The sequence below is a fragment of the Pararhizobium qamdonense genome, from assembly GCF_029277445.1.
GTDB lineage: Bacteria > Pseudomonadota > Alphaproteobacteria > Rhizobiales > Rhizobiaceae > Pararhizobium > Pararhizobium qamdonense.
Genome location: NZ_CP119566.1, coordinates 2,133,142 through 2,147,124, shown reverse-complemented (window position 1 = coordinate 2,147,124; position 13,983 = coordinate 2,133,142). Strand labels below are relative to the sequence as shown.

The window sequence follows — 13,983 nt, the reverse complement described above, 5'->3', positions numbered from 1 at the left end:
GGCAGGAATCCGCCCCTATGAGCTTTCTTTCCGCGATTGCAGTCATTTCGCTTTTGGTCATGTTTCCCGTGCTTTTATCGCTGCGCAAGACCGGCGTTCCCGGCATTGCAAGCTTCTGCGCCGCCTGCCTGACGACGGCGCTTGCCGCATCGCTGGCATTGACGGCCGGCATTGCCCCGCAGTGGTTTCACACGGTCATCGGCGACACGCTGATTGCGGCTTCCGGCCTCTTGCTGCTGAGAGGCTTCCGGCAGTTCCTCGCCCGCCCGCCGCTTAGCGCATGGCCAACGGTTGTACTTCTTGCAACGATCGCGACAGTGCTTTTGCTCTTCGGTGATGCCGCTGACAGCCATGCGGTGCACGTTCTGGCCGGCACGGGACTGCTGAGCCTGATCTGCTTCGTGATCGGTGCGACCATCCTGCGCCATTGGCCGAAAGAGCGGGCCATCGCCCCCTATATGCTGTTTTGCTGCGTCATGGCGTTCCTGGCCGCCATCCTTCATGCCGCTCAGGCCGTCACGGCCGCCACCGGTTTGCACGACGCCCTTGATCCGCCGATCTGGATGACGGCTTTCATGGCGACAGGCCTGATGATCATGCCGCTGTTCTTTCTGGGGGTGATCCTCATGCTGCATGGCTGGCTGATTGCCAATCTGCGCCATATGATCGCCCATGACGATCTGACCGGCGCCCTGTCACGCCGCGCGTTCATGTCCGCATTCGAGCAGATGTTCCAGAACGCCTCGGCTTCTGGCGAGCAGACGGCGTTCATGCTGCTGGACCTTGATCGTTTCAAGCAGATCAACGATCTGCATGGCCACGCCGGCGGCGATGCAGCACTTGTGCATTTCACCGCCACCGTGCGCGGAACGCTCGCAGGAAGAGGCATCCTTGGGCGGCTGGGTGGCGAGGAATTCGGCATAGCTCTTGCCGGAACCAGCCGGCTGGATGTGGCTGATATCGCCGACGCGATCTGCACCGCCGTCAGAACGACACCCGCACCGGCACACCAGGGCACGAAAATCGCCCTGACGGTGAGCATCGGCATTGCCATGGCCGATCCCGGCGGCACACTGGCCGACGCCATGGTCCAGGCCGACATGGCGCTCTACGAGGCGAAGGCTTTGGGCCGGGACAGACTGAGCGTCGCCGGCAGCCTTCACGCCGCATCCGTGGCCAGCGCCCGCGCCCGCGCCCTCGCCGGCGCCGCCGCCCAAATGCGCGCCGCCGTCGGCCCGGTGCAGTCCCTGCCCAGAGCGCTTCAGCGTTAAACATGAAAGGAATGTTGAATGCCGGCAGCCCTTCAAAGATGAGGCGCTCGGCCTTAGCGCTGGTCCTGGATGTGTGCATCCATCACGCTTGGCCTAGGTGGCATATTATCAAGCGATGCTCGCGACCGGCCCGGAATGCATAAGACATTGAGGTGCCTTAAGAAATAATAGGTCCGCTTGCCGTTCCTAAACTCCAATATTATTTTAAACCAAGCGACGTCCGGCGCGCAATTCTAACTTTCCAGGCCAACTGACTGATTTCACACGGCTCACAGTCCGGATAAAGACCCGACAATACAGCAAACAGATTATCCGCCGCTTCAGATACTCTGAGGTCGCCTGTCGTTCTCTCCAACTCTTCCAGTTCGGCCCATCCTTCCGGCATCTCTTGCTTCAGAAATGCAACAGCCTCTGCAACCTCATCCTCAGTCCAATCCCGAGATGTCGCCCGGCGCAAACCATATTCATTGATTTCGTATTTAATCCCAACGGATACTTTCTTGGCCATAGATATCTCCTGTTCTTTGCTTCGTGAATCCGGTTATTCATTAAGATGACAGTTCCGGACAAACCGCCATCATTGAGTGTGCCGCTAGAATTCAATGCCTAGCTCGGTCCAACGAGTTTGCCGGACTTTCCATCTCAATTGGCTGATTTCGCTCTGCTGACATTCTGGGTAGAAATTGGCCAACGCACCGAACTCGATATGCTTAGCCTCGGAGCCGCGCAGTTCGCCGGTCGTTAGCTCGATTTCCACCAAGTCAGCCCAAATTTTTGGCCGTTCCTGCTTTAAACGCAATGGCCTCGGCCATTTCATCCTCTGTCCAGTCGCGCCGTCTTGCATACTGATGACCCAACTTATCAAATCCGGGATCAACCCCAAAGGATACTTTCTTGGCCATCAATATCTTCTGTCTCGTTGTTGGCTGGCGGTTATTGAACTCAATTTTCTGCTGCAAATGGAAAACAGCGCTGTTTGATACTGTCAGAATTCAATGCCAAGCGCCGTCCGGCGCGCAATTCTAACTTTCCAGGCCAATTGACTGATTTCACACGGCTCACAGTCCGGATAAAGTTCCGATAAGGCAGCAAACAGGTTACCCGCTGCGTCAGATTCTCTGAGGTCGCCTGTCGTTCGCTCCAACTCTTCCAGTTCGGCCCATCCTTCAGGCATGTCTTGCTTCAGAAAGGCAACAGCGTCCGCAACCTCATCCTCAGTCCAATCCCGAGTTGTCGCCGGGCGCAAACCATATTCATCGATTTCGTATTTAATCCCAACGGATACTTTCTTGGCCATCAATATCTTCTGTCTCGTTGTTGGCTGGCTCGGTTATTGAACGCAATTTTCTGCTGTAAATTGAAAACAGCCGCTGTTTTGATGCTGTCAGAATTCAATGCCAAGTGCCGACCGGCGCGCAATTCTAACTTTCAAGGACAATTGACTGATTTCGCTCGGCTCACAGTCCGGATAAAGATCCGATAAGGCAGCAAACAGATTACCCGCAGCGTCAGATTCTCTAAGGTCGCCTGTCGTTCGCTCTAACTCTTCCAGTTCGGCCCATCCTTCGGGCATGTCTTGCTTCAGAAAGGCAACAGCCTCCGCAACCTCATCCTCAGTCCAATCCCGAGTTGTCGCCCGGCGATAACCATATTCATTGATTTCGTATTTAATCCCAACGGATACTTTCTTCGCCATAGCGATCTCCTGTCGATGCCGTCAAAATTCAGTGCCCAGTTCAGGACGCCAAACATCCCGTACTTTTCCCCAGCCCGCTGATCCCGTTTGGTTCGTACTCCGGATGGAGGTTTGATAAGAAACTGAGGCCAACGTGCTTCCGACTTTCTGAGTTCACCTGTTATCAACTCAGAGTTGATAGACTCGGTCCACCCTTCGAGCATACGCTGTTTGAGGAACGCAACGGCCGAGGCCGCCTCTTTCGGATATATTGTTCATAATCGGCAACCATTGGAACGTCTGAGCGTCCGCGCATTTTTTAAAGAAGGGGCCCTATAAGTTGTAGATTTTTACAATTCAAGCGAATTTTTTCACATTTTTGCAACCGCAGTGTTTGCCGTCGCCGAAACCCAAGCGCTTTGGAAATGATTGCAAGGCTGGGGCAGCGAGGCTGCTCGAAACTAAGCCCTTGTCGGGTCAAGCGGTTTTAATTTCCGCTGGAGACCACGACAGTATGGACGCTTGGGATTCTGAGCGGCGAAAAAAGTTCACTTTGGGCACGGGATAAACGCCGCGCCCGCCGCTTGCCCCGCCGCTTGCATTACCCGCCGCCGATCCTATGTCTGTGGCATTGCATCCGGAGAACCCACAATGCCGCTTCCCATCCGTTTTATCAGCGCCTGCGCGCTTCTTGCGACGAGCCTTGCCGGATTTTCCGCGCAGGCCGAAACCGTCGGCGAAGTCGGCGTGGACTGGCTTGGCAACGACATCACCATCGATGCCGTCAGCGATCCCAAGATTTCGGGCGTCACCTGCCATGTGACCTATTTCGACCGCAGCGTGGTTGACCGCTTGAAGAATGGCAACTGGTTCGAGGATCCGTCGAACAACTCCATCTCCTGCCGCCAGACCGGGCCGGTGACGATCGGCGATATCGAGCTTGATAAGGGCGGCGAGGAAGTGTTCCGCGAGGGGCTGTCGCTCGTCTGGAAGAAGCTGGTGGTCACCCGCATCTACGACAAGAAGAACAACACGCTGATCTATCTCGCCCATTCCCGCGAATTGACTGACGGTTCCGCCAAGATGTCGATCTCGACCATTCCGCTGTTCGAGCAGCCGGTCACCTGGGAGAAAGGCGCTCCGAAGTAGCGGCACCGTCCCTGGCTTCAGCAGTAACGGCGGCAGACGTGACGATTTCGGCGCCTGCAGCCGCCATTGCGGCCAGTGCCACCTCGACACCCTGCGGATCGATGCCCCGGCAGGCGTCGATGACGAGGCGCACGGAAATTCCGGGAATGAGCTGGATTGCGTCAAGGACCGAATCCCTGACGCAATAATCGGTTGCCAGACCGCAGACATCGAGATGATCGACGCCACGGTTTGCAAGATAGTCGGACAGCCCGGTCAGCGCCGCGTGGTCATTGTCGCGAAACGCCGAATAGCTGTCTATGGTCCGGTCCTCGCCCTTGCGCTGGAGATAATCGATACGGGTCTGGTCGAGCGCCGGGTGCAGTTCGGCGTCTGCTGTGCCCTGGACGCAATGATCCGGCCAGAGCATCTGCGGCTTGCCGTGCAGCGTCCCCATTTCGAAAGGGTGGCGGCCCGGATGCTGCGAGGCAAAGCTGCCGTGATCGGCCGGATGCCAGTCCAGCGACGCAACCACCAGATCATAGCCGCCTTCCGCCATCAGCCGGTTGGCGACGGCAACGACCGCCTCGCCGTCAGGCACGGCAAGATTGCCGCCAGAGCAGAACCCATTCTGGATATCGACGAGCAACAGGCATTTCACGGGCAATCTCCTCGGTCTGCTTTCCGGCAAAAGCTATGCGCAATTGTTGCGCCGCACAATCCAGCGAACGGAACTGCTCTTCAAACTCAACGCAAAAAACGCCACCCGGGTTACCGGATGGCGTCTGCATCGCGTTCAAGGCAATTGATGTAACTAAGCCGCCTGGGCCAGCTCGTCGGCGATGACGGTGTCGAGATTGAGGAAGCAGACCATGGTCTTTTCCAGCGCGACGATGCCGCGGCAGAAGGCGCGCTGTGCTTCCGGAATGATTTCCGGGGCTGGCTGCAGCGCTTCGCTCTTGATCGTCATCATGTCGGACACCTGTTCGACCAGAAGGCCGACCAGCTTGCCGGCGATATCGGTGACGATGATCGCCGAACGTTCCGACGGCTCCGTCATCTTCATGCCGAGGCGGCAGGCCATGTCGATGACCGGGATGACAGCGCCGCGCAGGTTGATCAGCCCCAGCACATAAGGCGGCGTGTGCGGCATCGGCGTCACGGGCGCCCAGCCACGGATTTCGCGGATCGCCATGATATCGATGCAGAATTCCTGATCGCCCAGATGAAACGATACGATTTCCAGATAGGCGCCGGACTGCTTGATGGCATTTGTCATGATCAGAATTCTTCCCAGTTTCCGGCGAAACCCGATGCCTCCGGCACTTGCCGGATCAGGGGCGCCCGCCAACACCCCTTGCGTTGTCAGACCATGGCAAACACACATTAAACTTTTGCTAAAATGCTTACCGGATTCTTGCGTGCGCACTCGTCCGCCTCTGCCCCGTGCAAACCCGTGCCCTGCAAAACGGCTTTCAAAGTAACGGCGGGCAGGATATCATCGCCGCATGAACAACGAGGCCGGAAAGCACAATCAGAACCTGGCGATCACCGCCCTTGGCGGTGTGTTCCTGCTCCTGTGCCTTGCCGCCTTTTTCGGATGGATCGTTCAGGGGCCGGAGATGCTGCTGACCATGGCTGAAAACGGCATGTCCTGGTGCTTTTGACGAACGCTGCCGCATTTTGACGCTGGCAGCGTGAATGTTTTGCAACATCCCGCCCAAACCGCTATCTCAGCTGCACTATTGGGCAGGTTTTGAGCGGACATCACATGAAAACACTTCGCATCGTTCTTTGGGCGGCCGTTGCCGTTGTCGCAGCCTCGCTGGGCTGGATCAGCTACCAGATGACCACGGGCAAGGAGGAGATCGCCGCCGGTCCGTTCGGCGTTCCCTTTGAGCTGGTATCGCAGACCGGCCAGCCGATCACGCAGGCCGCTTTCGTCGGCAAGCCCTCGGCCCTGTTCTTCGGCTTCACCCATTGCCCGGAAGTCTGCCCGACCACGCTGTTTGAGCTGAACGGCTGGCTGGAAAAGGTCGATCCCGACGGCACCAAGCTGCAGGCCTATTTCATCAGCGTCGATCCGGAACGCGATACCCCGGAAATCCTTGGTCAATACGTCTCCAACGTATCCAAGCGCATCACCGGCATTTCCGGTCCGCCGGACAAGGTCATGGAGATGGTCAAGGGCTTTAGGGTCTATGCCAAGAAGGTGCCGCTGGACGAAAAGAAACCTGACGGCGACTACACGATGGATCATACTGCATCGGTGTTCCTGCTGGATTCGCAAGGCAAGTTCACCGGTACGATCGCTTACGAGGAAAATCCGGAGACGGCAGTCAAGAAACTGGAAAACCTGACGAAAAGGTAATCCATTGTCGGGAGGGGCTGATGGGTGAAACCAGTGAAAAATCCATTCTGATTGCTGGCGCCGGACCGACCGGACTGGCACTGGCGCTTGAACTGGCGCGGCGGGGCATAAAAGCACGCCTCGTGGCAAAGGCGGCCGGACCCGCCCCCCTCCATGAAAGCCGGGCACTCGGCGTCAATGCCAGAACCCTGACGCTTTTGGAAGCATCCGGCGTCAGCGCCCTGATTCTTGCAAAAGCCCGGCGCCTGACGAAATTCAAGATCGCGTCCTCCGGCAAACCGCTGCTGACCATCGAGACGGAAAGCTTCCGCAGCCGCTATTGTCCGATCCAGATCCTGCCACAGGGTCAAACCGAACGGTTTTTGCTGCAGAGGCTCCTGCCCTTCGGCATCACCCCGGAATGGTCGGCCGAACTCATCCCGGCCTCAGGCGATGTGCAAAAGCCGGTGGTCACCCTCCAACACGCCGATGGCCGGACGGAAACGGTCGCGCCGGACCTGCTGATCGGCACGGACGGCGCCCATTCCGCCGTTCGCCAGGCCTTCGGGTTTACCTTCCCCGGCAATGCGCTGGAGAGCCGCTTTTTCCTCGCCGACTACCGCTATGCACAGCCGGTCGATACCGGTTTCATCGAGATGAATTTCCTCAATCCCGGCGTGCTGGGAAGGCTGCCGGTGAACGAGGATACGCTGCGCTATCTGTCCACCGATGCGGATTTCGAAACCCGCATCTATCATCCGGCCATGGTGCTGGAGCGCACATGGGCCTCGGATTTCCGCATCAGCTTCCGCCATGTCGAGACCATGAGCCGAGGCAAGGTGTATCTCGCCGGAGACGCCGCCCATGTGCATTCGCCGGCCGGCGCACGCGGCATGAATCTCGGCATCGAGGATGCCTGCTGGCTGGCTTGGCTGATAGCGGAGGGTCGGGAAAAGGACTATTCGGCTCTGAGATTACCCGCCGTCAGGACCGTGCTCAGGGACACCCGGCGCAACACGGCCTTCATCACCTTGAAAAACCCCATTCTGACACGGCTGCGATCGCTGCTCCTGCCGCTGGCAAACCATATTCCGGGCATCTCCAACGCCTTTCTGCGCAATGCCGCAGGCCAGGACACCCCGCCGCCACCCTGGATTCCCGGCGCGCAATAGGCGCTGCGCTTTACCTTGTATCGGACGGCGTGCTAGAGCCGCGCGGCAAGCATGTGCCGACAAGGACAAAGACATTGAGCGACCTGCGCCTCTTCATCACCACGACCGAAAAGCTCTCCGAAGTCCTTCTGGACCTGATGACAGATGCTTTCGAGGACGAAGGCTATGCCATCGCCACCATGGAAATGGACGAGAAGAAGGATATCTGGGAAGCCTCGCTCTATATCGACTTCGATGAGGAAGACGGAATGCGGGCGCGTTTCGCTGATGTTGTCGCCGCGCAGTTTCCAGATGCCGTGATCGAGCGCGAAATCATCCCGGATGTCGACTGGATCGCCAAGTCGCTGGAGGGCCTGTCTCCGGTGCGCGCCGGGCGTTTTCTCGTCCATGGCTCGCATGACCGCGACAAGGTGCGCCTCAACGATATCGCCATCGAGATTGACGCCGGCCAGGCCTTTGGCACCGGCCATCACGGCACGACGGCAGGCTGCCTGGAAGTCATCGAAACCGTCATGCGCGCCCGCAAGGTCCGCAATGCGCTGGATCTGGGCACAGGCAGCGGCGTGCTCGCCATCGCCGCACGCAAACTCAAGCCGGTTCCGGTTCTGGCAACCGATATCGACCCCATCGCCACCCGTGTTGCGGCAGAGAACGTCAAACGCAACGGCATCGCCACGGGCATTACAACGGTCACGGCGCCCGGCTTTCACTCGCCGGCCTTTGCCGCGCATGGCCCGTTCGACTTGATCATCGCCAATATTCTTGCCCGTCCGCTGATCAAGATGGCACCGCAGCTTGCAAGCCACCTGGCGCCCGGCGGTTCGGTGATTCTCTCCGGCATTCTGGCCTCGCAGCGCTGGAAGGTACTCTCGGCTTATAACGGCCAGCACCTGCGCCATGTCCGCACCATCTGGCGCAACGGCTGGGTGACGATCCATCTCGACCGCCCGTAAGCGGGAATTTTCAAAGCCCTGAAAAAGGAAAACCCGCCGGTCCATCATGGACAGGCGGGTTTTTCAATACAAAGGCGATGCCGAAGCATCGCCCGCTGACCGGCAAGCCGGTCATGTCCGCGAGCTTGAGGAGGAGGAGCGCTCAAGCGGACTCTTCACAGTCTGAAATTGGCCACCCGGAGGGAGGAGGAGAAGGATAACCAACCATGTTCAGACCGTGCAGCTCGTGCCAAACGGCATTCGCAGGAACAACAGATGTGCGTCCGTGTTCGTTGAGCGGGTTTATAGACTATTTTGAAATCCGGTCCAGCCGCAATGCAGCATGGGTGCCATGCGCATGATGCATACGTTCCACAACACGGGAAGATCGTTCAACAAACTAGAGGCCAGAAAGACGGGCTTTCGCAGCGCCGGCAGTTTCCGCTAGACTGTTTCCACTTTTGAGGAATCGATCCGCATCGCACAGCGCGATCCCGGTGCCGGTTCCTCCCCATCGCAGGAAAAATCCATGTTCCAGTCTTTTGCAGTCACCTCCACTCCGCAATTCGGCAAGGAGCGCGTCACCGCGCTGCGTGCGGCACTAACGGCCCTGAATGTCGATGGCTTCCTCGTCCCCAGAGCCGACGAGTTCCAGGGCGAATATGTCCCCGCCTCCGCCGAGCGCCTGTCCTGGCTGACAGGCTTTACCGGATCGGCCGGTATTGCACTCATCACGCAGGGTCAGGCGATTGTCTTTGTGGATGGCCGCTACGTCACCCAGTTGAAGGAACAGGTCGATGCCACAGTTTTCACCGGCGGCGATCTGGTCGGCGAACCCCCGCACCTGTGGCTGGAGCACAATGGAAAAAAGGGCTTTCGCCTCGGCATCGACCCGTGGCTGCATACCGGCGCCGAAGTGCGCAAGCTGGAAAAGGCGCTTGAAGCGCTCGGCGGCGCGCTGGTCTTTCTCGATCACAATCCGCTCGACCGCCAGTGGAAGGACCGCCCCGCCGCCCCGCTTGGCCGCGTCAAGATTCAGCCGCTCGATCATTCCGGCATCCTTGCCAAGGACAAGCTGACGGCAATGGCGGCAGAGATCGCCAAGGCCGGCGCCGATGCGGTGGTGCTCACCGATCCATCGTCGATCGCCTGGACCTTCAACATCCGCGGCAGCGATGTACCGCACACGCCGCATCCGCTTGCCCGCGCCATCGTCCATGCCGATGGCAGCGCGCAGTTGTTTCTCGACAAGCGCAAGGCCGGGATCGAGGAGGAAGCCTATCTTACACAGCTCGCAAGTATCGAGGCGCCAGCGTCTTTCGACGACAAGGTCGCAGCCCTTGCGGCAACCGGCAAGGCAATCATGATCGATCCCGATCACGCACCCTTTGCGCTTGCCGAGCGCATCCGTGTGAGCGGCGGTACCGTGATCGAGGCGATCGATCCCGCCCGCCTGCCCCGCGCCCGCAAGAATGCGGCGGAGATCGAAGGCTCGGCCCGGGCCCACCTTCAGGACGGCGCTGCCATGGTCGAGTTCCTGGCCTGGCTCGACCAGACACAGCCCGGCACGATCACCGAAATTGCCGCCGTTGAGAAGCTGGAAGCCTGCCGCGCCACAGTCGGCCAGCGCATGCAGAACCCGCTCAAGGACATTTCCTTCGACACCATCTCGGGCGCCGGCGCGCATGCCGCGATCATGCACTACCGCGTCACGACAGAAAGCGACCTCGCCATCGCCGATGGCACCATGTTCCTGATCGATTCCGGCGGCCAATATATCAACGGCACCACCGACATTACCCGCACGGTCGCGATCGGCACCGTCCCGGACGATCAGCGCCGCTTTTTCACCCTCGTCCTCAAGGGCATGATCGCCATCAGCACCGCACGCTTTCCAAAGGGCTCGCGCGGCGTCGATCTCGACCCGCTCGCCCGCATCGCGCTGTGGAAGGCGGGCGCCGATTTCGCCCATGGAACCGGCCACGGCGTTGGCTCCTATCTGTCGGTGCATGAAGGCCCGCAGCGCATCTCCCGCGCCTCCACGCAGGAACTGCTCTCCGGCATGATCCTGTCGAACGAACCGGGCTACTACCGCCCCGGCGCCTTCGGCATCCGCATCGAAAACCTTGTTCATGTGCTGGAAGCTGCGGAAATCGAGGGCGGCGATCTGCCGATGCTCGGCTTTCAAACGCTGACCTTCTGCCCGATCGATCGCCGCCTGATCGTCCCCGCCCTTCTGACTGACGAGGAACTGTCCTGGCTGAACGCCTATCACGCCGAGACAGAGGAAAAGCTGTCGCCGCTGATTTCGGACGAGGCGGTACTTTCCTGGCTGAAGGCAGCAGCGGCACCGATCAGCCGCTGAATGAAAAGGCCCGCTTCGCAAGGAGCGGGCCTTTTTCTACATCACGAGATGACGGATCGCCATGACCACAAGCCAGCCGGCCAAAAGCATCCAGAGCGATGAAAAGCGCAGGCCGATGGCGAGCGCGACGAGCATCGCGACAGCCACATCCCAGCCACCGGAAAGGAAGGCAGGGGCAACCAGCGTCGAGAGCACGGCGGCAGGCACCGCATTCAATGCCGCCTCCATGCGCGGCGGAATCCGCTTCATCTGCGTGATCATCACATAGCCGCCGATGCGGGTAAGGAACGTCGCGGCGGCGGCGGCTAGGATCACATAGATCAGGTGCATATGTTGTGCATTGTCCATGATCAGACCTCATGCTCCAGAGTGACCGGCTCTTCATGCTGTTTTGGCAGCGGCAGGCAGGCGGCAAGCAGGATGCCGGCGATGGCGCCGATGCTGACATGCCAGGGCGAGCCGACGAAATGCATTGCGGCAATCGATGCCAGCGAACTGACCGCCACCACCGGCAGCCAGTTGTCGCGCTTGCGAAAGCCCAGAACCAGCCCCATGAAATAGATCGGCAGCAGCACGTCGAGACCGATGGCCTTGGGATCTCCAATCATCTGCCCGAAGATTGCCCCCAAAAGCGTCATCAGCTGCCAGGGCAGATAGATGACCAGTCCAAATCCCAGATACCAGGCAAAGGTCACCGGCTCGCCGCGCTCGGCCCGCTTTTCCGTTTCCGCATATTGCGGATCGACCAGCAGGAAAAAGGCGAAGAACTTCTGCACGGGAGAGAAATGGCGGATGTGGCGGGCAATCGACGCCGAATAGAGGATGTGGCGGAAATTCACGGCAAAAATCGACAGGATGATCAGCCAGGGCTGGACGTTGTGGCCAAACAGCTCGAGACCCACCATCTGGCTGGCTCCGGCATAGACCGTGGCGCTCATGAACACCGCGTCGAAAACGGAGAACCCGTTATCGACGGCAAGTGCGCCAAACAGAGCGCCGAAGGGTGCTGCGGACACCATGACGGGAAATCCGCCCCGCGCGCCTTGCCAGAAATCGTCTTTTGTCATTGAAGGAAACTTTCCGGAGTGACGGGGCCATCGGCCAGGCCACAGATGCGGCGATGCGTTCGTTATGAAACGCACAGATAGGCCCGCCGGGCCTATCGGACAATTCAATAAGATTGATGCAGTGATCCAAAATTATGATCACATTGCGTATCGCTGAACAATCGGGCTTTAGCCCTTCGGCTTCACCTGAAACGTATGTTCGATGCCCGGAAAGGTGCGCGCCTTGACTTCATTGGCATAGGCCTCGAAAGCGGCGGATATCTGCGGCGCCAGTTCGGCGAAATGCTTGACGAAGCGCGGCTTGAAATCGCTGAAAATCCCGAGCATGTCATCGGAAACGAGGATCTGGCCGTCACAGGCCGGCGAGGCTCCGATACCGATGGTCGGTGCCCGCAGCGTCTCGGAAATTTCACGGGCCAACGGCTCGATCGTGCCTTCGACCACAATCGCGAACGCACCGGCATCATCGATTGCCTTGGCATCGCGGCGGATCTTGGCGGCTTCCTTGTCGCTGCGTCCCAGCGAGCGGTAACCGCCCATCGTGTTGACGAGCTGCGGCATCAGGCCGACATGACCCAGCACCGGAATGCCGCGCTGAGTGAGGAAATCGACGGTTTCCGCCATCTCCGCGCCACCTTCGAGCTTGACCGCGCTGCAGCCGGTTTCCTTGAGGATGCGCGCCGCACTGTTAAAGGCCTGCTCCTTGGATTCCTGATAGGAACCGAACGGCAGATCAACGACCACACACGCTTTTTCAGAACCGCGCATAACGGCCTGGCCATGGGCGATCATCATGTCGAGCGTCACGCCGACGGTCGAATCGAGACCGTAGAGCACCATGCCGAGGGAATCGCCGACCAGCATGAAATCCACATGCGGATCAAGCAGCCGGGCGATCGGCGTCGTATAGGCCGTCAGGCTGACGATCGGGCGCTCGCCCTTCAATGCCTCGATGCTGCCGGGGCTCAGGCGCCGCTTTACTGCCTGTACACTCATGCTCATGCCACCTTTGCAAATTTTGCAGTTTTCGGGCTGAAAACCCGGTTATCGAGCAGCTTCGTGCTCCCGAAGCGGATAAAAAGCAACAGAAGAACCGGTTTTTCGCCGATTTCCGTCAATTCCTGCAGGGTTTCGGGATCGCGCAGCGCGACCACTTCAGGCCTTGCCAGGGGCTCGGCGGCAATGAAATCCGTGACCGCTTTTTCAAGCTCGGCGACATCGGTCATACCACCGGCGATCAACCGTCCGGCCTCATCGAGCGCCTTCGGAACGATCGCCGCAGCCGACCGCTCGGCAGGGCTCAGATAGACATTGCGCGACGAGCAGGCGAGACCGTCGGCTTCGCGCACCGTTGCGACACCGACCACATCGACCGGCTGTGCCATGTCCTCCACCATGCGGCGGATGATCTGCAGCTGCTGGAAATCCTTCTCGCCGAAATAGGCGCGGTCCGGCTGGACGATGTTGAACAGCTTGGTAACGACGGTCGCCACCCCGGCGAAATGACCGGGCCGCACCGAGCCCTCGAGCTCGCTGCCGAGCGTTGGCACATCGACCACCGTTTCCATCGGCCGTGGATACATATCGTCAACGCCAGGCGCAAAGAGATATTCGGCACGGCCCTCGATCAGCATGGCCTGGTCGCGGGCCAGATCGCGCGGATATTTCGTCAGGTCCTCGTTGGCGCCGAACTGCAGAGGGTTTACGAACAGGCTGACGACGACGATATCGTTTGCCGCCCGCGCGCGGGCGACCAGTTCCATATGGCCGACATGCAGATAGCCCATGGTCGGAACGAGACCGATGGTCTTTCCGGCGCGGCGATGGGCGCTCAGCCGCGCGCGCAATAAGGCAATGGTGGTGATTGTTTCCATCTCGGGATCCTCCAATCCGCAAGCATGCCGCCCTGTCCACGGCGGCTGGCCTCGCCGGGCTTTCCTGCAAGCATCCGCCCGGCGCAGTGTCCTAACGTGTGCAGTGCAAAAAGACAATTCAAGAATTGAAGGCAGGAATTGTCCGTGTG

17 protein-coding genes are annotated in these 13,983 nt (G+C 59.3%); 7 read left to right on the top strand and 10 right to left on the bottom strand.

What is annotated here, in order from left to right; translation table 11 throughout:
* Positions 1–17 precede the first annotated feature (17 nt).
* Positions 18–1,271, top strand: coding sequence for a GGDEF domain-containing protein (locus tag PYR65_RS10290; RefSeq protein WP_276120900.1), 1,254 nt, complete (start codon positions 18–20; stop codon positions 1,269–1,271).
* Positions 1,272–1,470: 199 nt separating this feature from the next.
* Here the strand turns inward: PYR65_RS10290 and PYR65_RS10285 are convergent, their stop codons facing one another.
* From PYR65_RS10285 to PYR65_RS10270, 4 genes are all read right to left on the bottom strand, one after another.
* Positions 1,471–1,779 carry a hypothetical protein gene (locus PYR65_RS10285; protein ID WP_276120899.1) on the bottom strand — a complete coding sequence of 103 codons (309 nt, stop codon included), beginning with the start codon at positions 1,777–1,779 and terminating at the stop codon, positions 1,471–1,473.
* Between the two features lie 253 nt (positions 1,780–2,032).
* A complete protein-coding gene (locus PYR65_RS10280; RefSeq protein WP_276120898.1) occupies positions 2,033–2,173 on the bottom strand; it encodes a hypothetical protein in 141 nt (46 codons plus the stop codon).
* A gap of 83 nt (positions 2,174–2,256) precedes the next feature.
* On the bottom strand, positions 2,257–2,568 hold the full coding sequence (locus tag PYR65_RS10275; protein ID WP_276120897.1) for a hypothetical protein: 312 nt from the start codon (positions 2,566–2,568) through the stop codon (positions 2,257–2,259).
* An 87-nt stretch (positions 2,569–2,655) separates the two neighbouring features.
* Positions 2,656–2,967, bottom strand: coding sequence for a hypothetical protein (locus PYR65_RS10270; RefSeq protein ID WP_276120896.1), 312 nt, complete (start codon positions 2,965–2,967; stop codon positions 2,656–2,658).
* Between the two features lie 630 nt (positions 2,968–3,597).
* On the opposite strand from PYR65_RS10270, the gene PYR65_RS10265 reads away from it, so the two are divergent.
* Positions 3,598–4,095, top strand: coding sequence for a CreA family protein (locus PYR65_RS10265; RefSeq protein ID WP_060638838.1), 498 nt, complete (start codon positions 3,598–3,600; stop codon positions 4,093–4,095).
* Here the strand turns inward: PYR65_RS10265 and pncA are convergent.
* The gene (gene pncA, locus PYR65_RS10260; RefSeq protein ID WP_276120895.1) at positions 4,067–4,735 is read right to left on the bottom strand and encodes a bifunctional nicotinamidase/pyrazinamidase; all 669 of its coding nucleotides are present in this window, start codon (positions 4,733–4,735) and stop codon (positions 4,067–4,069) included. The two genes, PYR65_RS10265 and pncA, sit on opposite strands and share 29 nt — an antisense overlap.
* A gap of 153 nt (positions 4,736–4,888) precedes the next feature.
* Positions 4,889–5,353, bottom strand: a complete 465-nt coding sequence (locus tag PYR65_RS10255) for a chemotaxis protein CheW (protein WP_060638836.1) — start codon at positions 5,351–5,353, stop codon at positions 4,889–4,891.
* Positions 5,354–5,582: 229 nt separating this feature from the next.
* Between PYR65_RS10255 and PYR65_RS10250 the strand changes: the two genes are divergently transcribed.
* From PYR65_RS10250 to PYR65_RS10230, 5 genes are all read left to right on the top strand, one after another.
* Positions 5,583–5,741, top strand: a complete 159-nt coding sequence (locus tag PYR65_RS10250; RefSeq protein WP_200953603.1) for a hypothetical protein — start codon at positions 5,583–5,585, stop codon at positions 5,739–5,741.
* Between the two features lie 104 nt (positions 5,742–5,845).
* Positions 5,846–6,445, top strand: coding sequence for an SCO family protein (locus PYR65_RS10245; RefSeq protein ID WP_060638835.1), 600 nt, complete (start codon positions 5,846–5,848; stop codon positions 6,443–6,445).
* Between the two features lie 20 nt (positions 6,446–6,465).
* Positions 6,466–7,596, top strand: a complete 1,131-nt coding sequence (locus tag PYR65_RS10240; protein ID WP_276120894.1) for an FAD-dependent oxidoreductase — start codon at positions 6,466–6,468, stop codon at positions 7,594–7,596.
* A 74-nt stretch (positions 7,597–7,670) separates the two neighbouring features.
* Positions 7,671–8,549, top strand: coding sequence for a 50S ribosomal protein L11 methyltransferase (locus PYR65_RS10235; RefSeq protein WP_276120893.1), 879 nt, complete (start codon positions 7,671–7,673; stop codon positions 8,547–8,549).
* Between the two features lie 508 nt (positions 8,550–9,057).
* Positions 9,058–10,893, top strand: a complete 1,836-nt coding sequence (locus tag PYR65_RS10230) for an aminopeptidase P family protein (protein WP_276120892.1) — start codon at positions 9,058–9,060, stop codon at positions 10,891–10,893.
* Positions 10,894–10,929: 36 nt separating this feature from the next.
* Here the strand turns inward: PYR65_RS10230 and PYR65_RS10225 are convergent, their stop codons facing one another.
* The 4 genes from PYR65_RS10225 to panC all read right to left on the bottom strand — a co-directional run bounded on the left by PYR65_RS10225 (position 10,930) and on the right by panC (position 13,834).
* Positions 10,930–11,241 (bottom strand): AzlD family protein, encoded by a 312-nt coding sequence (locus tag PYR65_RS10225; protein ID WP_060638831.1) that lies wholly within the window; start codon positions 11,239–11,241, stop codon positions 10,930–10,932.
* A 2-nt stretch (positions 11,242–11,243) separates the two neighbouring features.
* Positions 11,244–11,960, bottom strand: a complete 717-nt coding sequence (locus PYR65_RS10220) for an AzlC family ABC transporter permease (protein ID WP_060638830.1) — start codon at positions 11,958–11,960, stop codon at positions 11,244–11,246.
* Positions 11,961–12,128: 168 nt separating this feature from the next.
* Positions 12,129–12,956 (bottom strand): 3-methyl-2-oxobutanoate hydroxymethyltransferase, encoded by an 828-nt coding sequence (panB, locus tag PYR65_RS10215; protein ID WP_276120891.1) that lies wholly within the window; start codon positions 12,954–12,956, stop codon positions 12,129–12,131.
* 2 nt (positions 12,957–12,958) lie between these two features.
* Positions 12,959–13,834 carry a pantoate--beta-alanine ligase gene (gene panC / locus PYR65_RS10210; protein WP_276120890.1) on the bottom strand — a complete coding sequence of 292 codons (876 nt, stop codon included), beginning with the start codon at positions 13,832–13,834 and terminating at the stop codon, positions 12,959–12,961.
* Positions 13,835–13,983: the final 149 nt, after the last annotated feature.

Excerpts from the sequence above, each read along its gene's own strand:
- PYR65_RS10290 (WP_276120900.1), top strand. The coding sequence starts at position 18 with ATGAGCTTTCTTTCCGCGATTGCAGTCATTTCGCTTTTGGTCATGTTT.
- PYR65_RS10285 (WP_276120899.1), bottom strand. The coding sequence starts at position 1,779 with ATGGCCAAGAAAGTATCCGTTGGGATTAAATACGAAATCAATGAATAT.
- PYR65_RS10280 (WP_276120898.1), bottom strand. The coding sequence starts at position 2,173 with ATGGCCAAGAAAGTATCCTTTGGGGTTGATCCCGGATTTGATAAGTTG.
- PYR65_RS10275 (WP_276120897.1), bottom strand. The coding sequence starts at position 2,568 with ATGGCCAAGAAAGTATCCGTTGGGATTAAATACGAAATCGATGAATAT.
- PYR65_RS10270 (WP_276120896.1), bottom strand. The coding sequence starts at position 2,967 with ATGGCGAAGAAAGTATCCGTTGGGATTAAATACGAAATCAATGAATAT.
- PYR65_RS10265 (WP_060638838.1), top strand. The coding sequence starts at position 3,598 with ATGCCGCTTCCCATCCGTTTTATCAGCGCCTGCGCGCTTCTTGCGACG.
- PYR65_RS10255 (WP_060638836.1), bottom strand. The coding sequence starts at position 5,353 with ATGACAAATGCCATCAAGCAGTCCGGCGCCTATCTGGAAATCGTATCG.
- PYR65_RS10250 (WP_200953603.1), top strand. The coding sequence starts at position 5,583 with ATGAACAACGAGGCCGGAAAGCACAATCAGAACCTGGCGATCACCGCC.
- PYR65_RS10245 (WP_060638835.1), top strand. The coding sequence starts at position 5,846 with ATGAAAACACTTCGCATCGTTCTTTGGGCGGCCGTTGCCGTTGTCGCA.
- PYR65_RS10240 (WP_276120894.1), top strand. The coding sequence starts at position 6,466 with ATGGGTGAAACCAGTGAAAAATCCATTCTGATTGCTGGCGCCGGACCG.
- PYR65_RS10230 (WP_276120892.1), top strand. The coding sequence starts at position 9,058 with ATGTTCCAGTCTTTTGCAGTCACCTCCACTCCGCAATTCGGCAAGGAG.
- PYR65_RS10225 (WP_060638831.1), bottom strand. The coding sequence starts at position 11,241 with ATGGACAATGCACAACATATGCACCTGATCTATGTGATCCTAGCCGCC.
- PYR65_RS10220 (WP_060638830.1), bottom strand. The coding sequence starts at position 11,960 with ATGACAAAAGACGATTTCTGGCAAGGCGCGCGGGGCGGATTTCCCGTC.
- panB (WP_276120891.1), bottom strand. The coding sequence starts at position 12,956 with ATGAGTGTACAGGCAGTAAAGCGGCGCCTGAGCCCCGGCAGCATCGAG.
- panC (WP_276120890.1), bottom strand. The coding sequence starts at position 13,834 with ATGGAAACAATCACCACCATTGCCTTATTGCGCGCGCGGCTGAGCGCC.